At 64.0% G+C, this 24,451-nt stretch carries 22 protein-coding genes; 8 read left to right on the forward strand and 14 right to left on the reverse strand.

The features are described from left to right. The first annotated feature begins 115 nt into the window (after positions 1-115). Both ACF8GF_RS04225 and ACF8GF_RS04230 read left to right on the forward strand, forming a co-directional pair. The gene (locus ACF8GF_RS04225) at positions 116-535 is read left to right on the forward strand and encodes a phasin family protein (protein WP_176683059.1); all 420 of its coding nucleotides are present in this window, start codon (positions 116-118) and stop codon (positions 533-535) included. 10 nt (positions 536-545) lie between these two features. After that, on the forward strand, positions 546-1,319 hold the full coding sequence (locus ACF8GF_RS04230; protein ID WP_392487578.1) for a phasin family protein: 774 nt from the start codon (positions 546-548) through the stop codon (positions 1,317-1,319). Between the two features lie 111 nt (positions 1,320-1,430). On the opposite strand, the gene ACF8GF_RS04235 is transcribed toward ACF8GF_RS04230, so the two are convergent. From ACF8GF_RS04235 to gshB, 14 genes are all read right to left on the reverse strand, one after another. Then, complete coding sequence (locus ACF8GF_RS04235) at positions 1,431-2,045, reverse strand: TetR/AcrR family transcriptional regulator (protein ID WP_176683061.1); 615 nt, start codon at positions 2,043-2,045, stop codon at positions 1,431-1,433. Positions 2,046-2,057: 12 nt separating this feature from the next. Then, positions 2,058-3,740: a class II poly(R)-hydroxyalkanoic acid synthase gene (gene phaC / locus ACF8GF_RS04240; RefSeq protein WP_176683062.1), complete on the reverse strand. Its 1,683-nt coding sequence runs from the start codon at positions 3,738-3,740 to the stop codon at positions 2,058-2,060. A gap of 48 nt (positions 3,741-3,788) precedes the next feature. Beyond that, positions 3,789-4,640: a poly(3-hydroxyalkanoate) depolymerase gene (phaZ, locus tag ACF8GF_RS04245; protein ID WP_176683063.1), complete on the reverse strand. Its 852-nt coding sequence runs from the start codon at positions 4,638-4,640 to the stop codon at positions 3,789-3,791. A gap of 62 nt (positions 4,641-4,702) precedes the next feature. Then, positions 4,703-6,382 (reverse strand): class II poly(R)-hydroxyalkanoic acid synthase, encoded by a 1,680-nt coding sequence (gene phaC / locus ACF8GF_RS04250; protein ID WP_176683064.1) that lies wholly within the window; start codon positions 6,380-6,382, stop codon positions 4,703-4,705. A gap of 270 nt (positions 6,383-6,652) precedes the next feature. Then, positions 6,653-7,030, reverse strand: a complete 378-nt coding sequence (locus tag ACF8GF_RS04255) for a gamma-butyrobetaine hydroxylase-like domain-containing protein (RefSeq protein WP_392460898.1) — start codon at positions 7,028-7,030, stop codon at positions 6,653-6,655. A 166-nt stretch (positions 7,031-7,196) separates the two neighbouring features. Then, positions 7,197-8,540, reverse strand: coding sequence for an ATP-dependent protease ATPase subunit HslU (gene hslU / locus ACF8GF_RS04260; protein ID WP_003249308.1), 1,344 nt, complete (start codon positions 8,538-8,540; stop codon positions 7,197-7,199). 76 nt (positions 8,541-8,616) lie between these two features. Next, the gene (gene hslV, locus ACF8GF_RS04265) at positions 8,617-9,147 is read right to left on the reverse strand and encodes an ATP-dependent protease subunit HslV (protein WP_003249309.1); all 531 of its coding nucleotides are present in this window, start codon (positions 9,145-9,147) and stop codon (positions 8,617-8,619) included. 211 nt (positions 9,148-9,358) lie between these two features. Continuing rightward, the gene (locus ACF8GF_RS04270) at positions 9,359-10,630 is read right to left on the reverse strand and encodes a dihydroorotase (protein ID WP_103469608.1); all 1,272 of its coding nucleotides are present in this window, start codon (positions 10,628-10,630) and stop codon (positions 9,359-9,361) included. After that, positions 10,627-11,631, reverse strand: coding sequence for an aspartate carbamoyltransferase catalytic subunit (locus ACF8GF_RS04275; protein WP_021783749.1), 1,005 nt, complete (start codon positions 11,629-11,631; stop codon positions 10,627-10,629). Before ACF8GF_RS04275 ends, ACF8GF_RS04270 begins: the two co-directional genes overlap by 4 nt. A 12-nt stretch (positions 11,632-11,643) precedes the next feature. Beyond that, positions 11,644-12,162 carry a bifunctional pyr operon transcriptional regulator/uracil phosphoribosyltransferase PyrR gene (pyrR, locus tag ACF8GF_RS04280; RefSeq protein ID WP_176683065.1) on the reverse strand — a complete coding sequence of 173 codons (519 nt, stop codon included), beginning with the start codon at positions 12,160-12,162 and terminating at the stop codon, positions 11,644-11,646. A 49-nt stretch (positions 12,163-12,211) separates the two neighbouring features. Continuing rightward, positions 12,212-12,637: a Holliday junction resolvase RuvX gene (ruvX, locus tag ACF8GF_RS04285; protein ID WP_003249316.1), complete on the reverse strand. Its 426-nt coding sequence runs from the start codon at positions 12,635-12,637 to the stop codon at positions 12,212-12,214. Then, positions 12,637-13,206, reverse strand: coding sequence for a YqgE/AlgH family protein (locus ACF8GF_RS04290; protein WP_021783751.1), 570 nt, complete (start codon positions 13,204-13,206; stop codon positions 12,637-12,639). The genes ruvX and ACF8GF_RS04290 overlap by 1 nt, the downstream gene beginning before the upstream one ends. A gap of 169 nt (positions 13,207-13,375) precedes the next feature. After that, entirely contained in the window at positions 13,376-14,281 is a 906-nt protein-coding gene (locus tag ACF8GF_RS04295) for an energy transducer TonB (RefSeq protein ID WP_176683066.1), read from the reverse strand. Positions 14,282-14,372: 91 nt separating this feature from the next. Next, entirely contained in the window at positions 14,373-15,326 is a 954-nt protein-coding gene (gene gshB / locus ACF8GF_RS04300; RefSeq protein ID WP_010955561.1) for a glutathione synthase, read from the reverse strand. A 238-nt stretch (positions 15,327-15,564) separates the two neighbouring features. On the opposite strand from gshB, the gene ACF8GF_RS04305 reads away from it, so the two are divergent. From ACF8GF_RS04305 to ACF8GF_RS04330, 6 genes are read left to right on the forward strand one after another with little or no spacing between them, the layout of a single operon-like run. After that, a complete protein-coding gene (locus tag ACF8GF_RS04305; RefSeq protein ID WP_010955560.1) occupies positions 15,565-15,966 on the forward strand; it encodes a PleD family two-component system response regulator in 402 nt (133 codons plus the stop codon). 48 nt (positions 15,967-16,014) lie between these two features. Beyond that, positions 16,015-16,380, forward strand: a complete 366-nt coding sequence (gene pilH, locus ACF8GF_RS04310; protein WP_003249327.1) for a twitching motility response regulator PilH — start codon at positions 16,015-16,017, stop codon at positions 16,378-16,380. Further along, a complete protein-coding gene (locus tag ACF8GF_RS04315; RefSeq protein WP_176683067.1) occupies positions 16,377-16,931 on the forward strand; it encodes a chemotaxis protein CheW in 555 nt (184 codons plus the stop codon). The genes pilH and ACF8GF_RS04315 overlap by 4 nt, the downstream gene beginning before the upstream one ends. A 47-nt stretch (positions 16,932-16,978) precedes the next feature. Next, positions 16,979-19,003: a methyl-accepting chemotaxis protein gene (locus tag ACF8GF_RS04320; protein WP_339444141.1), complete on the forward strand. Its 2,025-nt coding sequence runs from the start codon at positions 16,979-16,981 to the stop codon at positions 19,001-19,003. Positions 19,004-19,015: 12 nt separating this feature from the next. Further along, the gene (locus tag ACF8GF_RS04325) at positions 19,016-23,956 is read left to right on the forward strand and encodes an Hpt domain-containing protein (RefSeq protein ID WP_392487580.1); all 4,941 of its coding nucleotides are present in this window, start codon (positions 19,016-19,018) and stop codon (positions 23,954-23,956) included. Further along, positions 23,949-24,422: a chemotaxis protein CheW gene (locus tag ACF8GF_RS04330; protein ID WP_176683070.1), complete on the forward strand. Its 474-nt coding sequence runs from the start codon at positions 23,949-23,951 to the stop codon at positions 24,420-24,422. Before ACF8GF_RS04325 ends, ACF8GF_RS04330 begins: the two co-directional genes overlap by 8 nt. The last annotated feature ends 29 nt before the right edge of the window (positions 24,423-24,451 follow it).

Below are 24,451 nucleotides of genomic sequence, written 5' to 3' on the forward strand. Positions count from 1 at the left end.
ATAGATGCGACAACGAAGACCTTAGGGTGAGGTTTCTAATTTTCTTCCCTACCTTATGTTCAAGCCCAACCTCCGTGGGCGGTTTTCCACCACTCATGAGCATGAGGTACACAGCATGGCCAAAGTGATTGTGAAGAAAAAAGACGAATCCCTGGGCACGCTTGGCGAGGTGCGCGGCTATGCGCGCAAGATCTGGCTGGCCGGTATCGGCGCCTATGCCCGCGTTGGTCAGGAAGGCTCTGACTACTTCAAGGAGCTGGTCAGGGCGGGTGAAAGTGTCGAGACGCGCGGCAAGAAGCGCATCGACAAAGAGCTCGATGCCGCCAACCACCAGCTTGACGAAGTCGGTGAAGAAGTGAGCCGCGTACGCGGCAAGGTAGAAATTCAACTCGACAAGATCGAAAAAGCTTTCGACGCACGGGTCGGTCGCGCCTTGAATCGCCTGGGTATTCCGTCTAAACATGACGTTGAGGCGTTGTCGATCAAGCTTGAACAGTTGCATGAGCTGCTTGAGCGTGTCGCGCACAAACCATAAGGAGAGCAGGATGGCTGGCAAGAAGAACACCGAAAAAGAAGGCAGCTCCTGGGTCGGCGGGATCGAGAAATACTCCCGCAAGATCTGGCTGGCGGGGCTGGGTATCTATTCGAAGATCGACCAGGACGGCCCGAAGCTGTTCGACTCGTTGGTGAAGGATGGCGAGAAGGCCGAGAAACAGGCGAAAAAAACGGCTGAAGATGTTGCCGAGACTGCCAAGTCTTCGACCACTTCGCGGGTGTCGGGCGTGAAGGACCGTGCGCTGGGCAAGTGGAGCGAACTCGAAGAAGCCTTCGACAAGCGCCTTAACAGCGCCATCTCGCGTCTTGGCGTGCCGAGCCGCAACGAGATCAAGGCACTGCACCAGCAGGTGGATAGCCTGACCAAGCAGATCGAGAAGTTGACCGGTGCTTCGGTTACGCCGATTTCGTCGCGCACTGCAGCGACCAAGCCGGCTGCGGGCAAGGCTGCGGCCAAGCCATTGGCCAAGGCAGCGGCAGCCAAGCCTGCGGCGAAAACGGCGGCGGCCAAACCTGCTGCTAAAACCGCAGCGGCCAAACCTGCTGCCAAGTCCGCAGCAGCCAAGCCTGCGGCGAAGCCGGCAGCGGCCAAGAAACCTGCGGTGAAGAAGGCTCCGGCCAAACCGGCAGCCGCCAAGCCAGCCGCTCCAGCGGCCAGCGCTGCTCCTGCCGCGACCACTGCACCGGCACCGGCACCAGCACCTGCCGCCACCCCGGCCAGCAGCACGCCATCGGCACCTACCGGCACCGGTACCCTGATCTGATACCGCGTCGCCTTCTTCGCGGATAAACCCGCTCCCACAAGATGCGCCAAACCTTGTAGGAGCGGGTTTACCCGCGAATGCGTCGGCTGCAACACTACATATCCAGCAGGCCTACCCCTCCAGGTACTTCACTGCCAGCTGCTCCGCCGCCGCCCGTGCCTGGGCCTGCAGATGCGGCGCCACCAGCATCATCACCTGGTACACCACGATCCCCACATCCCCCTCGCGCCCCAGCACACGCTGGTAATCCAGCGAGAACATCAGCGTCAGGGTGATCTGCTCCACCAGTTGCCCCAGCGCCTGGGTATCACTCTCTACCAGCCCCTGGCTCTTGAGGCTGGCCAGCAGCGCTGCCAGCGTGCGTTTGAGCGCATTGATCAGGCCGCGCATGCCTCGGGCGAGCTTGGGCAGGCGCCCGGTGAGGTTGGACAAGTCCTGGAAAAGGAAGCGGTACTGAGCCATGCGCTCGACGATCAAGTGCAGAAACAGCCAATAATCCTCTGCGTCCAGACGCACCTCCAGCGGCGGGTCCAGCAGCGGCATCAACGCTTCCTCAAAACGCTCGAACAAGCCCAGTACCAAGGGCTCCTTGCCATGGAAGTGGTAGTACAGGTTGCCTGGGCTGATGCCGAGTTCGTTGGCAATTTCCAGGGTGGATACGTTGGGTTCGCCCTGCTGGTTGAACAACTGCAGGGCGCACTCAAGGATACGGTCGCGGGTTTTCATCCAGTCAGCAGCTCATCGGGTCAGCACGTAGGTGCCTGGCGCGGGGCCTAGCGGTGGGTAAGTGGCGTTGCCCAGTTCAGTGCGCGGCGCCTTGAGCAGGCCGGAGCGTGCGGTGATCCACTCCAGCCACAACGGCCACCAGCTGCCTTCGCTGCGCTTGGCGTCGTGGAACCAGGCGCGCGGGTCGCTGCTCAGCTTGGGGTTGGCCAGGTAGTAGGCCTTGGGGTTGCCTGGCGGGTTGATGATGCTCTGGATATGCCCGCTGTTGGCCAGCACGAAGCGCCGCTCGCCACCCAGCAGCAAGGCCGAACGGTACACCGCGTCCCATGGCGTGATGTGGTCGTTGCTGCCGGCCACGGTAAAGCTGTCGATATTGACCTGCTGCAGGTCGATCGGCGTACCGCACACCTCCAGCCCGGACGCGTAGGTCAAGGGGTTGAGCTTGAAAAACTCCAGCAGGTCGCCATGCAGCGCGGCGGGTAGGCGCGTGCTGTCGGCATTCCAGTACAGGATGTCGAAAGCCGGCGGTGTCTTGCCGAGCAGGTAGTTGTTGACCCAGTAGTTCCAGATCAGGTCGTTGGGCCGCATCCAGGCAAAGATCCGCGCCACTTCGCCACCGTCCAGCACGCCACGTTGATAAGAGCGTCGCTTGGCCGCTTCGATGGTCTGCTCATCGGCGAACAGGCTGGCCGGGCTTTCGAACTTGCTGTCCAGCAAGCTGACCAGATACGTGGCACTGCGCACCCGACGCAATTGCTTCTTGGCTTGCAGGTGGCCTTGCAGTGCGGCCATGGTCAGGCCACCGGCACAGGCGCCCATCAGGTTGGGGTCGCGGTTGCCGCTGATACTGCGGCAGGCATTGAGCGCTTCCTCCAGGGCTTGCACGTAGCTGGAAAGGCCCCATTCGCGGTGGCGTGGGTCGGGGTTGCGCCAGCTGACCATGAACACCTGCAAGCCGCTTTTGAGCATGTACTGGACGAAGCTGTTGGTAGCGCTGAGGTCGAAGATGTAGAACTTGTTGATCTGAGGCGGCACGACCAGCAGTGGGCGTGCGTGCTGCTTTTCGCTCATCGGCGAGTACTGGATCAGCTCCAGCAGCTCGTTGCGAAATACCACTGCGCCAGGGGTTGCGGCCAGGTTAACGCCCACTTCAAAGGCGCGCTCGTCCACCTGACGCGGCAGCCCATCGTTGTGACGCAGGTCGTCGAGCAGGTGGGCCACGCCGCGCACCAGGCTCTGGCCGCCGGTGTTGAACAGCTCCTTGACCGCCAGCGGATTGAGCAGTGAGTTGCTGGGCGCCAGCGCATCGTTGATCAGGTTGAACAGGAAGTGGGCGCGGGCTCGATCATCGTCGTTCAAGTGGCTTTCATCGATCCACTGGCGTGTCTGCTTCTGCCAGGCCAGATAGGCCTGCAGGCCGCGGCGGTAGAACGGGTTCTGGCTCCAGGTCGGGTCACTGAAGCGTGCGTCACGCGGGTTCGGCTGGTAGGGCGTGTCCCCCAGCATCACCCGCCCCAACTGCCCGCCAAGCGCCAGCAGATGATGCGCGGTATGCAGCGGATGGCGCAGGCCGTGGCGGCCGACGTTGCGTAGCGTGGAAAGCAGGTCGCGGCCGCGAAGGCCGAGGATGGCGTTCTGCACGTTCATGCGGGTGGCGGGGAGCGTTTTCGATCCTTTGGCCGGTTTGTCTTTCATGGCAACACTCCCTCGTCTAATCCATTTTCCTGTCAGGCCGCAGCTGTTTCACCCCCCCGAGGCCGGACGGGGACGCATGACCGCACGCTGACGTTCTTCCTGCAGGAACTTCATGATGATCGGGGCGACGGCTTCGGCACGGGTGATCAGGAACAGATGGCCGTCGTCGATAATGTGTAGCTGGGCATTGGGAATCCGCCAGGACAGCAGGCGCATGTTGATCAGCGGGATCAGCGGGTCGTCGTCACCGGCCAGTACCAGGGTGGGCTGCTGGATCTTGTGCAGCCAGTGGATGCTGGTCCAGCCGAGCCCGGCGAACAGTTGCCAGTAGTAGCCCAGCTTGCCGCCGGAGCGCACCTTGGCGGCGTGGTGCATGGCCAGGTCGGGGTCACGTCGGAATCCGCCGCCATAGATCATCGGCGCAATGCGGATGACATGCGACGGCTGCACGTAGCGCCGGGGGCTGGCCATCATCCACAGCACCTTGGGCTTGCCTGGCACCATTACCGCGCCGGCAGCGGTGGCGGCCAGCACCAGCTTCTTGCAGCGCTCGGGGTAATCGTGAGCAAACTGCTGGGCCAGGGCGCCGCCCCAGGACACGCCGATGACGTTGACCTGGCCGTAGTCGAGGTAGTCGAGCATCCGCGCGGTCAGCTTGGCCAGCCCAGGGAAGCGATACGGGTGGCGCGGTGTGGACGAGCCGCCGACCCCGGGCACATCGAAGGCGATGACTTCCAGGTCCGGGTCAAGTGCTTCGATGAACGGAAACACCAGCTCGAGGTTGGCGCCGATGCCGTTGAAGATCAGCAGCGGCGTCAGGTGCGGCTTGCCGGGGCGAACAGCTGTGCGGATGGACTGGTTGTCCAGCTCGACGGTCCTGAAAATATAGGGTTGCGGCATGCGCGTGACTCTTGGGTGAAGTAAACACCGTGGCGCCTTGCAGGCCGCCACGGCGCTGTAACTCAACGCTCGTGAACGTAGGTGCCCGGGGAGGCTTCGCCGGCGGCATACGCACGATTGCCCAGGCGGGTCGGTGCCTTTTTCAGCGCGCCGGCACGCTCGCCCAGCCAACTTTGCCAGTGCAACCACCAGGAGTCTGCATGCTTGATGGCGTTTTCCTGCCAGGCCACCGGGTCGCCCGGGCGGTCGGCACCGGTCATGAAACGTGCCTTCGGGTTGCCCGGCGGGTTGAGGATGCTCTGGATATGCCCGCTATTGGACAGTACGAATTCGATCTTGCCGCCGAACAGATGGGCCGAGCGGTAGCATGACGGCCATGGGGTGATGTGGTCGTTGGTGCCGGCAACGCTGTAGATGTCGCATTTGACCTGTTTCAGGTCGATCGCGGTGCCGCACACTTCCAGGGCTTCGGGGCGGGTCAGGGGGTTGCTCTTGAACATTTCGATCAGGTCGCCGTGAAAGGCGGCCGGCAGGCGCGTGGTGTCGTTGTTCCAGAACAGGATGTCGAACACGGGGGGCTCATTGCCGAGCAGGTAGTTGTTTACCCAGTAATTCCAGATCAGGTCGTTGGGGCGCATCCAGGCGAACACCTTGGCCATTTCGCTGCCTTCCAGCACACCCGCCTGATAGGAGTGGCGCTTGGCGGCCTCCAAGGTCTGCTCGTCGACAAACAGTGCAACCTGGTTGTCCATGGTGGTGTCCAGCACGCTGACCAGCAGGGTCAGGGCGTTGACCTTGTTCTCGCCAATGGCGGCATAGTGGCCAACCAGTGCGGTACAGGTGATGCCGCCGGAGCAGGCACCGAGCATGTTCAAGTCCTTGCTGCCGGTAATCGCCAGCACCGCGTCGACGGCTTCTTTCAGCGCATCGATGTAGGTGGACAGGCCCCACTCGCGCTGGGCCTTGGTCGGGTTGCGCCAGCTGATGATGAAGGTCTGCTGCTGCGAGCGCAGGCAAAAGCGCGCCAGGCTCTTTTCCGGGCTGAGGTCGAACACGTAGAACTTGTTGATCTGCGGTGGCACCACCAGCAGCGGGCGGGCATGCACCTGCTCGGTGATGGGGCTGTACTGGATCAGCTCCAGCACATCGTTGCGGTACACCACCGCGCCTTCGCTGGTGCCCAGGTTCTTGCCCACCTCGAAGGCATCCATGTTCACCTGGCTGGGCATCCCGCCGTTATTGACCATGTCCTTGGCCAGGTTGGACAGGCCATCGAGCAGGCTCTTGCCGCCGGTTTCGAAGAAGCGTTTGACCGCAGCCGGGTTGGACAGGGTATTGGTCGGCGCCATGGCCTCGGTCATCAGGTTGATGACGAACTGGCCGCGGCTGATGTCCTGGGGGGACAGGTCGCTGCTGCTGACCCAGTCCTGCAGCTCCTTGCGCCAGGCCAGATAGGTTTGCAGGTAGCGGCGGTACAGCGGGTTGTTGCTCCAGGCCGGGTCATTGAAGCGACGGTCGTCGCTTTCCGGGGCCAGGCTGGATTTGCCCAGCAGCACGTTCTTCAGCTCCAGGCCAAAGTGAGCCACATGTTTGGCGCTATGCAGCGGTTGGCGCACGGCCTGGCGCAGCACGGTGCGTGCCGAGCTCAACAGGTCCTTGCGGCGGATGCCGATGACCGGGTTCAGCCCCAGGGTGTTTTCCGAGGCCTGCCGCTGCAGCTCATCGTTGTTCTTGTTACTCATCTACGACGCTCCGTTGTCCTGAGACGAGTACCGGTTGCTGTGGCGGGTGCACAGCCCTGAGCCCGGTACTGCTACTCGGGTGACCAGTGATAAGGAACAGCGGTGCTGCGAGGGTACTGACGACCTGCAAAGTGATGCAGGGAACTTGCCACACACCCATTGGTTACCCGACTTTCGTGTAATGCGCAAGACAGCCCTTCACTGGGCTGTCTTCAAGTCATTCAAACAGATGAATTTAGAAAATGCGCTCTAAACCCCGCAGGCCTTGCGCTAGAGCATGAGCTTGACCACAGATTCGGCTGGGTCGCGGGATTTGCCGGCCTTGTGCAACTCGTCGAGGTATTCCGCCCACAGTTGCTCCTGGCGCAGGCACAGTTGCTCAAGGTATTCCCAGGTGAACAAACCGCTGTCATGACCGTCGTCGAAGATCAGTTTCAGTGCATATTGGCCGGCAGGTTCCAGGCCACTGAGGCCCACGTTGATCTTGCCGAACTGCAGGATGGGATTGCCGTGGCCCTGGACCTCGGCGGAGGGAGAGTGCACGCGCAGGAATTCGGCGGGCAGGTGGTAGACCTCGCCAGGGGCGTAGGTGAGGCTGAGGGTTTTGGAGGCTTTGTGCAGGTTGATGGCGGTAGGCAGGCGGGCCATGGGCAGAATCTCTCGGGAGCTGATGAAGCACAGCTTCCAGCTTATGGGGGAGGGATTCAAGGGCCTCTTCGCGGGCAAGCCCGCCCCTGCACGGATCACCACAGGCCCATGGGATGGGGTGGCGCGTGTAGGAGCGGGCTTGCCCGCGAAACAGTCGAAACCGGTCTTACAGAATGTAACGCGACAGGTCTTCGTTCTGTGCCAGCTCACCGAGGTGGCTGTTCACATACGCCGCGTCGATCTGGATCGGCGCTTCGTCATGGGTGCTGGCCAGGTCGCCCGCACTGAACGACACCTCTTCGAGCAAGCGCTCGAGCAGGGTGTGCAGGCGGCGTGCACCGATGTTTTCGGTTTTCTCGTTGACCTGGTAGGCAATCTCGGCCAGGCGCTTGATGCCGTCGGCGAGGAACTCGATGTTCAGGCCTTCGGTCTTCAGCAATGCCTGGTACTGCTCGGTCAGCGACGCGTGTGGCTCTTGCAGGATGCGCTCGAAGTCTTCCGGGGTCAGTGCCTTCAGCTCGACACGGATCGGCAGGCGGCCTTGCAGCTCGGGCACCAGGTCGCTCGGCTTGCTCAGGTGGAAGGCACCCGAGGCAATGAACAGAATGTGGTCGGTCTTGACCATGCCCAGCTTGGTGTTGACGGTGCAGCCTTCGATCAGCGGCAGCAGGTCGCGCTGTACGCCTTCGCGGGATACGTCGGCACCGCCAACGTTGCCACGCTTGGCAACCTTGTCGATCTCGTCGATGAACACGATGCCGTGCTGTTCGACCGCTTCCAGGGCCTTGGCCTTGAGCTCTTCCTCGTTGACCAGGCGGCTCGCTTCTTCATCACGAACCATCTTCAGCGCTTCTTTCACCTTCAGCTTGCGCGCTTTGCGCTTGCCCTTGCCCATGTTGGCAAACAGGCTCTGCAGCTGGTTGGTCATTTCTTCCATGCCGGGCGGCGCAGCAATTTCGACACCGACGGCATCGGCCACTTCGATCTCGATTTCCTTGTCGTCCAGCTGGCCTTCACGCAGGCGCTTGCGGAACAGCTGGCGGGTGTTGGAGTCGCTGCTGGTCTGTGCGGCTTCTTCGCTGAAGCTGGTGACGCGCGCCTGGGGCAGCAGGGCGTCGAGGATGCGGTCTTCGGCGGCGTCTTCGGCGCGGTGGCGCACGCGGATGATTTCCTGCTCGCGCAACATCTTCAGCGCGGCATCGGCCAGGTCACGGATGATCGACTCGACGTCGCGGCCCACGTAGCCCACTTCGGTGAACTTGGTGGCCTCGACCTTGAGGAACGGCGCGTTGGCCAGTTTGGCCAGCCGGCGGGCGATTTCGGTCTTGCCGACGCCGGTAGGGCCGATCATCAGGATATTCTTGGGGGTGACTTCGGCACGCAGCTCGGCAGGGAGCTGCATACGCCGCCAGCGGTTGCGCAGGGCAATGGCCACGGCGCGCTTGGCGTCGTCCTGGCCGATGATGTGGCGGTTGAGTTCGTGGACGATCTCGCGGGGGGTCATGGACATGATCAATACGGTCCTTGGGCAGGTGAGTCAGCGTGGAAAAGCCCCTTCATCGGGAAGGGGCGCCAGAACAGCTGAATCAGTCGGCCAGGTCCTGCTCCTCGATGGTCAGGTTGTGGTTGGTGAACACGCAGATGTCGCCGGCGATGTTCAGGGCGGTCTCGGCGATTTCGCGGGCCGAGAGGTCGGTCTTGTTCAGCAGGGCACGGGCTGCGGCCTGGGCATAGGCACCGCCGGAACCCATGGCGATCAGGCCATCTTCGGGTTCGACCACGTCACCGTTGCCGGTGATGATCAGGGATGCATCCTTGTTGGCCACGGCCAGCATGGCTTCCAGGCGGCTCAGGGAGCGGTCGGTACGCCATTCCTTGGCCAGCTCGACGGCGGCGCGTACCAGGTGGCCCTGGTGTTTTTCCAGCTGACCTTCAAAGCGCTCGAACAGGGTGAAAGCGTCGGCGGTAGCGCCGGCGAAGCCCGCGATGACCTGGCCGTGGTACAGGCGGCGCACCTTCTTGGCGTTGCCTTTCATCACGGTGTTGCCAAGGGATACCTGGCCGTCGCCGCCCATGACGACTTTGCCGTTACGGCGGACAGAAACGATTGTGGTCAAGGGGAGAGTCTCCACGCAGCGGGGCGAAAGTGCCTGATGCAGACTCATATGGGGGTGGGGGGAAGGATTTCAACCGGGGGGGATGAATGGTCGCGCTTGGCGGGGGGACTATGTGAAGGCATTCGCGGGCATGCCCGCTCCCACAGGGTTACCACATGCCTTGGAATTGTGGTGATCCTGTGGGAGCGGGCGTGCCCGCGAAGCATGTTACTCAGGCCTCGTGGCAAACGTGGCCATCGACCAAGGTATAACGCACCGCGCCCGGCAGGCAGTGGCCGATGAACGGGCAGTTCTCGCCACGGGAGAACCATTGTTCGCCAGCAACGGTGGACGCTTGCGGGTCGAACAGCACCAGGTCGGCCGCGCCACCCACTTTCAGCTCACCGGCCGGCAGGCGCAGGGCGGCAGCCGGGCCGCTGCTCAGACGGGCCAGCAAGGTCGGCAGGTCGAGCAGGCCGTCCTGCACCAGGGTCATGGCCAGTGGCAGCAGCAACTCGACGCTGCTGATACCTGGCTCGGTGGCGCCGAATGGGGCCAGCTTGGCGTCGCGCTCGTGCGGCTGGTGGTGGCTGGAGATCGCCTGGATCACCCCCGACTTCACCGCCTCGCGCAATCCGTCACGGTCGGCAGCGGTGCGCAGTGGCGGCTGCACGTGGTACAGGCTGGAAAACTCGCGCAGCGACTCGTCCGTGAGGATCAGCTGGTATAGCGCTACATCGGCGGTCACCGGCAGGCCCAAGGCCTGGGCCTGGGCGATCAGCCGCGCGCCACGGGCACTGGTGATCTGGCTGAAGTGCGCACGCACGCCGCTTTGTTCCACCAGCAGCAGGTTGCGCGCCAGGGCCACGGTTTCGGCGCTTTCCGGGATGCCTGGCAGGCCGAGGAAGCTGGCCATGGCTCCTTCGTGGGCCAGGCCGCCTTGGGCCAGATCGCGGTCCTGGGAGTGGAACACCACCGTCAGGTCGAAGGTGGCGGCATACTCCAGAGCACGGGCCAGGGTACGGTTGTTGGGGATTTCCTTCAGGCCGTTGCCAAACGCTACGCAACCGGTGTCACGCAGGGCCACCAGCTCAGCCAGTTGCTCGCCCTCCAGGCCCTTGGTCAGGGCGCCAACCGGGTAGACCTTGCTGTTGGCCGCCTCGCGGGCGCGGTCGAGGATAAGCTCGGCCACTGCCGATGTGTCCAGCACCGGCTTGGTCTGCGGCGGGCAGCACAGGCTGGTGACACCACCGGCAACGGCCGCGCGGGTTTCACTGGCGATGTTGCCTTTGCGGCTGTAACCCGGCTCGCGCAGGGACACGCCCAGGTCGACCAGGCCGGGCGCAGCGACCAGGCCATCAGCCTGGATCGTGCGGCTGGCGCTGAAACCGGCCGGTGCGGCACCGATGGCGGCAATACGGCCGCCGTCCAGGTGCAGGTCGGTGACCTGGTCCAGGCCGCTGTTGGGGTCGATGACCCGGGCGCCGAGAATACTGATGGTCACTGGGCGTTCTCCTGGTCGAATTGACGTTGCGCGTTCTGCCCGCTCATGGCCATGGACAGCACGGCCATGCGCACGGCGATGCCGTAGGTGACCTGGTTGAGGATCACCGAGTGCTTGCCGTCGGCAACCGCCGACTCGATTTCCACGCCACGGTTGATCGGGCCCGGGTGCATGACGATGGCGTCAGGCTTGGCTGCGGCCAGGCGTGCGGTCGTCAGGCCGAACAGACGGTAGAACTCGCCTTCGCTGGGGAGCAGGCCACCGGCCATACGCTCACGCTGCAGGCGCAGCATGATCACCACGTCGACGTCTTTCAGGCCTTCGGCGAGGTCGGTGTAGACCTTTACGCCGTACTGCTCGATACCGATCGGGATCAGGGTTTTCGGGCCGATCACGCGGATGTCCGGGCAACCCAGTGCTTTCAGCGCGAGCATGTCGGAACGGGCCACACGCGAGTGCAGGATGTCGCCGACGATGGCCACGGACAGGTTCTCGAAGCTGCCTTTGTGGCGGCGGATGGTGAGCATGTCGAGCATGCCCTGGGTCGGGTGCGCGTGGCGGCCGTCGCCGCCGTTGATCACGGCCACTTCCGGGCACACGTGCTCGGCGATGAAGTGCGCGGCGCCGGAGTCGGAGTGGCGTACGACGAACATGTCGGCGGCCATGGCCTCCAGGTTGCGCAGGGTGTCGAACAGTGTCTCGCCCTTGCTGGTCGAGGAGGTCGACACGTTCAGGCTGATTACGTCGGCTGACAGGCGCTGGGCTGCCAGTTCGAAGGTGGTACGGGTACGGGTCGAGTTCTCGAAGAACACGTTGCACACAGTCTTGCCGCGCAGCAACGGGACTTTTTTCACAGCCCGGGCGCCGACTTCCAGGAAGGAGTCGGCGGTGTCGAGGATCTCGGTGAGCAGTTCGCGGGGCAAACCGTCAAGCGAGAGAAAGTGGCGCAGCTGGCCCTGATCATTGAGCTGCAGCGGGCGCTTGGCGTCGATTGGCGTCATCGCGGGGGACTCTTAAAGGGCGGAAGCGGAGGCGAGGTCCTGGCGCTCGAGGGCGAGCGGTGCGGGTCCGGTCAATTTTACCCGTTCATGGGCGGCCAGCGACAGGGTGGCGCCGAGCACGTTCGGGCGAATCGGCAGTTCGCCGGCATCCAGGTCCAGCAGGCAGACCAGGGTAACGCTGGCCGGGCGGCCGTAATCGAACAGTTCGTTGAGCGCCGCGCGGATGGTACGACCGCTCATCAGCACGTCGTCCACCAGCACCAGGTGCTGGCCTTCGACTTCGAACGGCAACTCGGACGGACGCACTTGCGGGTGCAGGCCGTTCTGGCTGAAGTCGTCGCGGTAGAACGATACGTCCAGAGTACCCATGGGGCTGGTGTCGCCCATGGCTTCCTGCAGGGCCTGGGCAACCCAGACGCCGCCGGTGCGGATACCGATGTAACGGGGCTCGGTGATTGCCCGGCGCGCCAGGTGGGCACGAAGGTCGACAGCCATCTGCCGGATCAGCTCGGCGGGATTGGGTAGGCTCATTGCGGGCTCCTCGGAAGGGTGCGCCGGGTGGGCCCGGCGGCAAAGATGATCAGGTATTGGCCTCCAGCCAGCCTTGCAGCAACAGGGCAGCGGCAATGGCATCGACCGGGTTGTCGCGGTAGCTGCCACGCTGGCCGCCACGGGCCATGCGCTCGCCTTTGGCCTCGAAGGTGGTCAGGCGCTCGTCGTGCGTGTGCACGGGCAGGTTGAAGCGGCCGTTCAGGCGGCGGGCGAATTTTTCGGCGCGGGCGCTCATTTCGCTGGGCGTGCCGTCCATGTTCAGCGGCAGGCCGACGACAATGGCATCTGGCTTCCATTCGGCAATCAGCTTTTCCACCTGGGCCCAGTCCGGTACGCCGTTCTGCGCCTTCAGGGTGCACAGTTCGCGGGCCTGGCCGGTAATCACCTGGCCGACGGCCACGCCAATCTGTTTGCTGCCATAGTCGAAGCCCAGCAGCAGGCGTAGTTCAGCCATCAGGCGTGGCCCGCCTGGCTGGTCAGCAGGTGCAGGTTGATCCCCAGGCTAGCGGCCGCAGCCTCCAGGCGCAGGTCGCTGGCCATGCCGAAGACAATGTCCGGGTCGAACGGGCAGTTCAGCCAGGCGTTATCGGCCAGCTCCGCCTCCAGTTGGCCCGCTTCCCAACCGGCATAGCCCAAGGTGATCAGGCTCTGTTTAGGGCCTACCCCGGCAGCGATAGCCAGCAATATGTCCTGTGACGTGGTCAGCGACAGCCCCTCCAGCGCCACGCTGGCCTGGAAACTGCACTCGCTGCTGTGCAACACGAAACCGCGGTCGGTTTGTACCGGGCCCCCCTGGTAGATCGGCACCTGCAAGGTGCTGGCCGGCGGCGTTTCGTCCGGGCGCAGTTGCTCGAGGATGTCGGCCAGGCTCAGTTCCTGTGGTCGGTTGACCACCAGGCCCATGGCGCCATGCTCATTGTGCTCGACGATGTACGTGAGGGTCTGGGCGAAGTTCGGATCGGCCATGTGCGGCATGGCGATCAGGAACTGGTGCTTGAGGTAGCTCGGTGCGAGGGTTTTCATGGGGGATAGTGTGGCGCCAGGTGGCGAGGCTGACAAGGTGGGCTTTGTGTCGCTTGTGCCGGCTCCTTCATGGGCATGCCCGCTCCCACCGGTACTCCACAGGCTTCAGCGCCGGTTAGCAACCTGTGGGAGGGGGCGTGCCCGCGAAGGGGCCGGAACAGGCAGAAAATCAGTTACTGGACAAACGGTCCCCACGGGCAAAGCGCCAGGTGCGGATGATCTCCAGCCGGTCGAACTCGGCCAGGTCCCCGGTAAACGGTGCAAACGGCGCCGCCAGCCGCACGATGCGCTGCGCCGCCTGGTCCAGCACGGGCTGGCCGGATGATTCCAGCACCAGCACCTCGTACAGCGAGCCATCGCGGTTGATCGACACCATCATGCGCAAGTTGCCGTAGATCTGCTGCCGGCGCGCTTCGTCGGGATAGTTCAGGTTACCCACGCGCTCGACCTTCTTGCGCCACTCTTCCTTGTACCAGGCGCCCTTGTCGCGCATGGTCGACGCGGCGTTCAGGCGATGGATGCGCGGGCGCTTGGCGTACATCTGCTGCTCGTTGGACAGCTCTGCCTCCAGGCTGGCGATCTGGCTGGACAGCTGCGAGCTGTCGAAGTCCGGCACCGGTGCGGCTGGCTTGGGCTGTGCTTTGCTTTCCTTGGGTTTGGGTTCGACCTTGTGCGGCTTGGGCGCAGTAGTCACCACCGCCGACTTTTTGGGAGGAGGGGGTGGGACCACCTCGGGCCTGGCCGCAGGCGGTGGGGTGATCTTGTTGATCTTGCTGTCCTGGAACGGTGCCAGCTCGGTGGTCTTGGGCACCGCCTTCTTGTCCAGGGTGCCGCTGCCTTGCTGGTTGTCCTGGGCCTGAAAGTCAGCCTTCTCGGGCGGTTTCTCGCTTTTGAAGGTGGCCAGGGTGATGTCCATGGTGTGGCGGATTTCGGCAGGCTTGACCACGGTGAAGCCGACGCCGAGGATCAGCGCCAGGTGCACCAGCGCAGCCAGGAACAGGGTGAAGCCGAGCCGGTCCGCAGGGCGAACACGGGGAGGCAGCAGGTCGGCAGGGACGTCAGCGGGCAGCGTCATCAGGTATCCAGCAACCGCAGGGCGGGGCAGCAGCTCAGTCGAATAGGACCGGCATCATACCCCACTCTACGGCTTTACTTCGCGTTGGCTGTCAGCGTGCCTTGAGCTTGCGATCAATGGCATCCATCAGCTTGCCGCCGATATCGGTGTTGTAGGCGGCATCGATTTCGCGGATGCAGGTGGGGCTGGTGACGTTGATTTCGGTGAGGTAGTCGCCGATCACGTCCAGGCCAACGAACAGCAGGCCCTTCTCGCGCAGCGTCGGGCCGACCTGGGCGGCGATCCAGCGGTCGCGCTCGGTCAGTGGGCGGGCTTCGCCACGCCCGCCAGCGGCCAGGTTGCCACGGGTTTCGCCGCTGGCCGGAATACGTGCCAGGCAATAGTCCACTGGCTCGCCGTCGATCATCAGGATGCGCTTGTCGCCGTCCTTGATTGCCGGCAGGTAGGCCTGGGCCATGATCTGCTGGGTGCCCAGTGCGGTCAGGGTTTCCAGGATCACCGACAGGTTGGGGTCGCCCGCCCGGTGACGGAAGATCGACGTACCGCCCATGCCATCCAGTGGCTTGAGGATCACGTCGGCATGCTTGGCGGTGAATTCGCGAATGATGTCCGGGCGGCGGCTGACCAGGGTCGGGGTGGTGCATTGAGGGAACAGCGTGGCGAACATCTTCTCATTGCAGTCGCGCAGGCTTTGCGGGCGGTTTACCACCAGTACGCCGTCGTTCTCGGCTTGTTCCAGCAGGTAAGTGCTATAGACGAACTCCATGTCGAAGGGCGGGTCCTTGCGCATCAGGATCACGTCCAGTTCGGCCAGCGGGCTGTCCTGCTCCTCGCCCAGTTCGAACCAGCGCGCCGGGTCGGCAAACACCTTCAGCGGGCGCATGCGGGCGCGGGCCTTGCCTTCGCCCTGATACAGGTCTTGCTGTTCCATGTAGAACAGGCTCCAGCCGCGTGCCTGGGCGGCCAGCAGCATGGCCAGCGAGCTGTCCTTCTTGTAGGAGATGGACGCGATGGGGTCCATCACAATGCCGAGGCGAACGCTCATGGGGGGTCCTCTTGGCGGCAGGTGGCCGCGGTGGATCGAAAGAAAAGTGGCTCAGGGTGGCGCCGCGAACGCCGACGGTCAAGGGGCGCGGCAGATGGAATGGCCACCCGGAGTATGCTAAAAATGCAGCTGCAAGCCTTGAGCTACAAGCCTCAAGAAAAGAGCATCCATGCGCCGAGCTGCTTTCTTGCAGCTTGCCGCTTGCAACTTGCGGCTTCAATCCTATTGGTAGGCGTCTATGGAACAACCCCTGAAGGTGATGGTGATCGACGATTCCCGCACGATCCGCCGCACCGCGCAGATGTTGCTCGGTGAAGCGGGCTGCGAGGTGATCACCGCCAGCGATGGCTTCGATGCCCTGGCCAAGATCGTCGACCATCAGCCCAGCATCATTTTCGTCGATGTGCTGATGCCACGCCTGGACGGCTACCAGACCTGCGCGGTAATCAAGCACAACAGTGCCTTCAAGGACACCCCGGTTATCCTGCTGTCGTCCCGCGATGGCCTGTTCGACAAGGCCCGCGGCCGAGTGGTCGGTTCCGATCAGTTTCTGACCAAACCGTTCAGCAAGGAAGAACTGCTCGACGCGATCCGCGCCCATGTGCCCGGGTTTGCCGCACCTCAACAACACGCACCCTGACCGAGCCCCCGCCATGGCGCGGTCCTACTTTCCTGATGGGGAAACAGCATGGCCCGAGTTCTGATTGTCGACGACTCGCCGACAGAGATGTACAGATTGACCGAATGGCTGGAAAAGCACGGCTACCAGGTGCTCAAGGCCAGCAACGGTGCCGACGGCGTGGCCCTGGCCCGGCAGGACAAGCCCGACGCGGTGCTGATGGACATCGTCATGCCTGGCATGAATGGCTTCCAGGCCACCCGCCAGCTCAGCAAGGACCCGGACACCAGCGCTATTCCAGTGATCGTGGTAACCACCAAGGACCAGGAAACCGACCGTATCTGGGCCACGCGCCAGGGTGCCCGTGACTTCCTGACCAAACCGGTGGAAGAGGAGGCGCTGATCGCCAAACTCAAAGAAGTGCTGGGGGCTTGACCACCCGCCCGCAAGGCGCGTCGCTGACCGCCTTTGAGTTGTTGCTGGACATCGACCGGCGCTGCCGCCTGCTGGTCGCCGACCAGCCGCCGCAGGACAACCGCGTGCAGCAGTGGAGCGGCATTGGCTTTCGCATTGCCGGGCAGTGGTTCGTCGCGCCCATGGGCGAAGTGGCCGAGGTATTGCGCGAACCGCGCAGTAGCCGCGTCCCCGGCGTGCAGCCATGGGTATGCGGGGTGGCCAACCTGCGTGGCCGGCTGTTGCCGGTGATGGACCTGAGCTGCTTCTTCGGCCTGGGCCACGCCGCACCGGGCAAGCAGCGGCGAGTGCTGGTGCTGGATCACGACGACCTGTTCGTCGGCTTGCTGGTCGACGAGGTGCTGGGCCTTCAGCACTTTGCCCTCGACAGCCTGCAGTTGTCGCCGCCGCAGCCTCTGATCGCTGCCGCTGCACGCTTTGTGCAGGGGTATTTTCCGCGTGAACGTAACTGGGCGATCTTCAGCCCCTTTGCCCTGGCCCAGGCGCCGGGCTTTCTCGATGTGGCGTTATAGGACCTGCGAACGTGAACAAGCCTGCCACCCCCGTCACTGCCACCACCGTGAGCCCACGTACCCGCAGCATCGCGCAGATCACCGTGCTGTTCCTGATACTGATCCTTTCGATCATCTTGCTGTTCGCCAACTTTGCTTACCTGAATACCCAATCCAACTACGACAAGCAGTACATTGGCCATGCCGGCGAGCTGCGCGTGCTGTCGCAGCGTATCGCCAAGAACGCCACCGAGGCGGCCACTGGCAAGGCCCTGGCCTTCAAGCTGCTGTCGGATGCGCGCAATGATTTCGAACAGCGCTGGGGCTACCTGCGCCAGGGTGACAAGTCCACTGGCCTGCCGCCTGCGCCGCCTTCGGTGCGTGACGAGATGGAATCGGTACGCCGCGACTGGGAAAACCTGCGCAAGAACACCGACATCATCCTGGCCAGCGAGCAGACCGTGCTGTCGCTGCACCAGGTGGCAGCGACCCTGGCCGAGACCGTGCCGCAGCTGCAGGTGGAATACGAAAAAGTGGTCGAGATCCTGCTGCAGAGCGGTGCCCCGGCCAGCCAGGTTGCAGTGGCCCAACGCCAACTGTTGCTGGCCGAACGTATTCTTGGCTCGGTCAACACCGTCCTGGCGGGTGACGACAGCGCCGCGCAGGCGGCCGATGCCTTCGGCCGTGACGCCGGGCGCTTTGGCCAGGTGCTGGAGGGCATGCTCAATGGCAATACGACGATCCAGGTAACCCGTGTCGAAGACGCCGACGCCCGCGCACGGCTGGCCGAAATCGCCGAGTTGTTCCAGTTCGTTGCCGGTTCGGTGGATGAAATCCTCGAAACCTCGCCCGAACTGTTCCGTGTGCGGGAGGCTGCGGGCAACATCTTCAGCCTGTCGCAAACCCTGCTCGACGAAGCTTCACACCTGGCGAACGGTTTCGAGAACCTGGCCGGCGGTCGTACCCTCGACACCGTTGGCGGCTATGCCTTGGGCCTGCTGGCGCTGGCCTCGATCATCCTTATCGGCCTGGTCATGGTGCGTACCACCAACCGCCAACTACGCGAGACCGCAGAAAAGAACGAACGCAACCAGCAGGCCATCATGCGCCTGCTCGACGAAATCGAAGAGCTGGCAGATGGCGACCTGACGGTGACCGTATCGGTGACTGAAGACTTCACCGGCGCCATTGCCGACTCGATCAACTATTCCGTGGACCAGTTGCGCGATCTGGTCGCCACCATCAACCACAGTGCAGTGCAGGTCGCGGCCGCCGTGCAGGACACGCAGAACACCGCGCGGCAACTGGCCAAGGCCTCCGAGCACCAGGCCGCACAGATCAGCGAGGCGTCCGAGGCGGTGGGTGACATGGTCGAGTCGATCGACCGGGTTTCGGCGCATGCTTACGAATCGGCCAAGGTGGCCGAGCGTTCGGTGGCCATCGCCAACAAGGGCAACGAGGTGGTGCACAACACCATCGACGGCATGGACAACATTCGCGAGCAGATCCAGGACACCGCCAAGCGGATCAAGCGTCTGGGCGAGTCTTCTCAGGAAATCGGCGACATCGTAAGCCTGATCGACGACATTGCCGACCAGACCAACATTCTTGCCTTGAATGCCGCCATCCAGGCGTCGTTGGCCGGTGAAGCCGGCCGCGGGTTTGCCGTGGTTGCCGACGAGGTGCAGCGCCTGGCCGAGCGCTCATCGTCTGCCACCCGCCAGATCGAGGCGCTGGTGCGTACCATTCAGGCCGATACCAACGAAGCGGTGATCTCCATGGAGCAGACCACCGCCGAAGTGGTGCGTGGCGCACGCCTGGCCCAGGATGCCGGGGTGGCGTTGGCCGAGATCGAAGGGGTATCGCAGAACCTCGCCGACCTTATCCACAGCATCTCTGACGCTGCCCAGTTGCAGACTTCGTCGGCCGGGCAGATCTCCCACACCATGGCGGTGATCCAGCAGATTACCGCGCAGACCTCCGCCGGCTCTGGTGCCACCGCCGACAGCATCCGCCACCTGGCCCGCATGGCCAGCGAGATGCGCCGTTCGGTGTCCGGATTCACCCTGCCGCCACCTACCGAGCCGCGTTGAGGAATAGTGACCATGGCGTCTGCAGTAAGCCCCGAGCGTCACGAAACAGTGGCACTGGCCTGGACCAAGGCCGCCATTCTCGATTGCCTGGGCCAGGCAAGGCAGGCGCTGGAGCGCTTTGCCGGCGAGACGGGCGACCTTTCGATGATGGCTTTCGTGGTCGACAACCTGCATCAGGTGCACGGCTGCCTGCGCATGCTCGAACTGCGCGGCGCCACGCGCCTGGCCGAGGAGCTGGAGCTGTTTGCCAAGGCTTTGGCCGATGGCCAGGTCAGCCCCCGGGGTGATTGCCTGGGTGCATTGTTCCGCGGCCTGGAGCAGTTGCCCTCGTACCTGGAGCGGTTGCGCGGTGCCCGCCACGACCTGCCGCTGGTGATGCTGCCGTTGCTCAACCAGCTGCGTGCCTGCCGTGGGGAGGAACCGCTGGCCCAGGCCAGCCTGATGACCGGTGCCGCCCAACGCTTCGCGGGTGACGATGACCTTGCCAACCTCGACTTGTCGCTGGGCAACTGGCGTGACCAACTGCAGGCCGGGTCGGGGCGCGATGCGCTGCGTTCGGTGGTGACTGCACTGTGCGATGACTTGATGCGCATCAAGGAGCGCCTGGACCAGTTCGGGCGCGGCGACCGTCAGCACCGCGAGCAGCTCGATGCGCTGCTGGCCCCGTTGCGCCACGTGGCTGACACCCTGGCGGTTCTGGGCTTTCAGCAACCGCGGCGGGTGATCATCGACCAGGTGCTGGCGTTGCAGGCATTGGCTCAGGGCGAGCGGGCGGTGGACGACGCGGTGTTGATGGATGTGGCGGGGGCTCTGTTGTACGTGGAAGCCTCCCTGAACGGCATGGTCGGCCCTTTGGAGGAAAACGGCCAAGGCAATTTGCCGGGCTCGGACCTGGCTGAGATACGCCAGTTGGTGCTGAATGAGTCGCTGAACGTGTTGCAGCAGGCCAAGGATCTGATCGGCGATTACCTGGAGTCCGACTGGCCCCGGCAACGCCTGCAGCCCTTGCCGGGGCTGTTGCAGCAGATCCGCGGGGCGCTGGCCATGTTGATGCTGCCCGCCGTGGCCGAGCTGTTTGTCGGCTGCGCAAGCTATGTGCAGCGTTGGTTGCAGCACCTGGAGGAAGAGCCGCCGATTGATGAGCTGACGCACTTGGCCGAGGCACTGAGTGCTGCCGAATGCTACCTGCAATGGCGGGCGGCCGACCCGCTGGCCGATGGCCAACCCTTTATCGAGATGGCACGGGCCAGCTTGGCGGCACTGGGTGTGCCGTGCGCGGTGGTCGGGGCCAACCCAGACCAGGACGGCAGTGGCGATGGCATCGATGACGAGCTTCGTGAAGTGTTCCTGGACGAGGCGGGCGAACTGCTGCCGGAAATCGAGCGCCACTGGTTGCGCTGGCGTGCCGACAACCAGCAACGCGAGGCACTGGGCGAAGTGCGTCGCGCGCTGCATACACTCAAAGGCAGCGGCCGCATGGTACATGCAGAGGCGGTGGCTGAACTGGCCTGGGGCGCCGAGCACCTGCTGAACCGGGTACTCGAGGGCCGCAGCGTGCTCAGCCCGGAAGGGGCTGTAGCGCTGCAGCAGGTGTTCGTCCACCTGCCTGACCTGCTGGCCGACTTTGCTGCCGGCCAACTGCCGCAACTGACTGAAATCGAGCAATTGGCCGGGCACCTGCACAGCCTGGCCGAAAACGATGCCCCGGCGGCTACCGGTGTCGATGGCCTCGATCCGCAGTTGCTGGGCATTTTTCGCACCGAGGCGCAGGGGCATCTGGCCAGTCTTGAGGTTTATCTGCAAAGCGCCGGTGGCCACGACACGCCGGTCAGCGATGACTTGCAGCGTGCCTTGCACACGCTCAAAGGCAGTGCCGCCATGGCCGGGGTGATGCCGATCGCTGAACTGGCCACTGCCTTCGACCGCCTGGCCCGTGAGTACAAGGGGCATCAACTGCCACTGCAAATGGCCGAGATGGAGTGGCTGGAAGCTGCGCGCTCGTTGTTCCATCTGGGCTTGGCGCAACTCGATAGCACGCCACTGGCCGCCATCCCCGGCGCCGCGGAACTGATCGAACAGGTCGGCCAGGCAGTGGACGGCCGCCTGGCCAGCCTGCATGAAGACCCGCACCATGCCGGCCGCCGCAAGCATGATCCGCAGTTGGTCGCCAGCTTCCTGGCGCAGGCCATGGACATTCTGCTCGATGCAGAGACGTTGTTGTCGCGTTGGCAGCAACAGCCCGCCCAGCGTGACGCACTGGATAACCTGCTCGACCAGATGACCACCCTGGGGCATGCCGCGCACCTGGCCGATCTGTGGCAGATGGATGAGGTGTGCGAGGCGTTGCTGGACTTGTATGGCGCTGTGGAGGAGGGCAGCCTGCCTGCCGATGCCCGCTTCTTCAGCCAGGCGCAGCGGGCCCATGAGACCCTGCTGGACATGCTCGACGAAGTGGCCGCCGGGCAGGATATTCCGCCGCGCCCGGAGCTGGTCGACAGCCTGCGCAACCTGCTGGACCAGGCCCTGGCGCCAGATGCCACCGGCCTGGTGGGCATCGATACGGTCACACCACTGCACCCGGACATGGACCTGTCCGATACCCTGGGGTTGCCACACCCGCCGTTGCAACCGGAGGTGGCCGGGCCGCTTGCCGAGGCGCCGGAAAGCCCCGGCGAAGAGCTGCTGGAAGTGTTCCTGGAAGAAAGCTCGGACATCGTCGAAAGCGCCGCGGCGGCCTTGGCACGATGGCAGGCCGACCCGCGCAGCAGCGTCGAGGTGGACAACCTGATGCGCGACCTGCACACCCTCAAGGGCGTGGCGCGCATGGTCGAAATTACCCCGATCGGTGACCTGGCCCACGAACTGGAGTTTCTCTACGAGCTGCTGGCTGCCGGCAGATTGCCGCCAAGCGCGCCACTGTTCGCCCTGCTGCAGAACTGCCACGACCGATTGGCGCATATGCTTGACGCCGTCCGCCTGGGGCAGCCGTTGCATGCCGCTACGGCGCTGATCGACTACATTCGCAACTTCAGCAGTGCAGCACTGACAGACAGTGCCGCGGGCCAGGGACCGCCAGAAGCTGCAACCGCCGAAGCACCGGCAGCAGCGCCAGAGCGGGCACCGGGTGACATGGTCAAGGTCGACGCCGAGCTGCTCGACGACCTGGGTAACCTGGCCGGCGAGCACTCGATCATCCGTGGGCGCATCGAGCAGCAGGTCAACGACGCGCAGTTCGCCCTCAACGAGATGGAAACCACACTTGAGCGCATGCGCGATCAGTTGCTGCGTCTGGATGTGGAGACCCAGGGACGAATCTCCAGCCGGCAGCAGTTCGAAGGCGATGCCTATGACGACTTCGACCCTCTGGAAATGGACCGCCACTCCCAGCTGCAGCAGCTGTCACGGGCCCTCTTCGAGTCTGCCTCGGACCTGCTGGATCTGAAGGAAACCCTGGCTCAGCGTGCTCAGGAGGCGTACAGCCTGCTGCAACAGCAGGCGCGGGTGAACAGCCAGTTGCAGGAGGGCCTGACCGCCACCCTGATGGTGCCGTTCGAACGGCTGGTGCCGCGCTTGCAGCGCGTGGTGCGTCAGGTGGCCAGCGAGCTGGGCAAGCAGGTGGAATTGGTAGTTGGCAATGCCGAGGGTGAACTGGACCGCAGCGTGCTGGAGCGTATGGTGGCGCCGCTGGAGCATATGCTGCGCAATGCCGTTGACCACGGCCTGGAAAGCCGCGCAATGCGCCTGGCCGCCGGCAAGCCGGAGCAGGGCACCATTCACCTGAATTTGCTGCATGAAGGCGCCGATATCGTCATCGAAATGACGGATGATGGTGCCGGCGTGCCACTGGAAGCGGTGCGGCACAAGGCTATCAAGCGCGGCCTGCTGGACCCGCAGGCGCAGTTGAGTGACCACGAGATCCTGCAGTTCATCCTGCGGCCAGGCTTTTCCACCGCCGAAAAGATCACCCAGATTTCCGGGCGCGGGCTGGGCATGGATGTGGTGCACGAGGAGGTCAAGCAACTGGGGGGCTCGATGAGTATCGAGTCGGCACAGGGCAAAGGGGCGCGCTTTCTGATCCGCCTGCCGTTCACCGTGTCGATCAACCGTGCGCTGATGGTGCACCTGGGCGAAGAGCAATACGCCATTCCGCTCAATACCATCGAGGGCATCGTCCGCGTGCCACCTGCCGAACTTGCGGCGTGCTACCAGCTGGACTCGCCCCGCTATGTGTATGCCGGCCACGAATACGAGCTGCGCTACCTGGGTGAATTGCTGCAAGGCCTGCCGCGCCCGGCGCTGCTGGGGCAGAGCGTACCGTTGCCGGTGCTGTTGGTGCATTCCAAGGAGCAGTCGTTCGCCATCCAGGCCGATAGCCTGTCGCCCAGCCGCGAGATCGTGGTGAAAAGCCTGGGGCCGCAGTTTGCTGCGGTTGCCGGGCTATCGGGGGCGACACTGCTAGGCGATGGCCGGGTGGTACTGATTCTTGACCTGCTGGGCCAGCTGCGCGGCCAGCAGCGACGGCTGGCCCGCCTGCCCGGTGGCGGCAGCCAACGCCAGTTGCTTGGCCCGGCACCGCGCCGTGCCTTGCTGGTCATGGTGGTGGACGATTCGGTGACCGTACGCAAGGTGACCAGCCGCCTGCTGGAGCGCCACGGCATGAGCGTGCTCACGGCCAAGGATGGCGTCGATGCCATGGCCCTGCTGGAAGAGCACCGGCCCGACGTGTTATTGCTGGACATCGAGATGCCGCGGATGGACGGCTTCGAGGTGGCCACACGCATCCGCCGTGACGCACGGCTCAAAGACTTGCCGATTATCATGATCACCTCGCGCACCGGGCAGAAGCACCGGGACCGCGCCATGGCCATCGGCGTCAACGAATACCTGGGCAAGCCGTACCAGGAATCGCTGCTGTTGCAGAGCATTGCCCATTGGAGCCAAACCCATGCTTGAATTGATTTCCGGCCAGCGCAGTAGCCTGACCGGGCTGTTGCTGCCGATGGGGGACCGCACGCTGGTGTTGCCCAACGTGGCGGTGGCCGAGTTGAGCGGGCAGCGTAACCTGGTGTGCCAGCACGGCGACCCCGCCTGGCACCTGGGGTGGATCGACTGGCGCCAGCAACGCCTGCCGTTGATCGGTTTCGAGGCCGCGTGCGGTGGTGAGACGCCGTGCGGGGAGCGGGCTCGCGTGGTGGTGCTCAATGCCTTGGGCGATACCGGTTTGCGGTACCTGGCGCTGTTGCTGCAGGGCATTCCGCGCTCGTGCAAGCTCGACAGCCAGCTGAACTACGTGGATGTAGCGCTGGGCAGGCTGGAGTTGGCGGCGGTGCAGGTGGGCGAGCAGGTGGCGCGGGTGCCGGACCTGGTCGCGCTTGAACGCTTGGTGCGTGACGCGGAGCTGCAACCTGACCTTGGTTAGGATGTGAGGCGCAGGGTCTGGTGGTCTGG

Source organism: Pseudomonas sp. yb_5 (assembly GCF_043103865.1).
Classification (GTDB): domain Bacteria; phylum Pseudomonadota; class Gammaproteobacteria; order Pseudomonadales; family Pseudomonadaceae; genus Aquipseudomonas; species Aquipseudomonas putida_Y.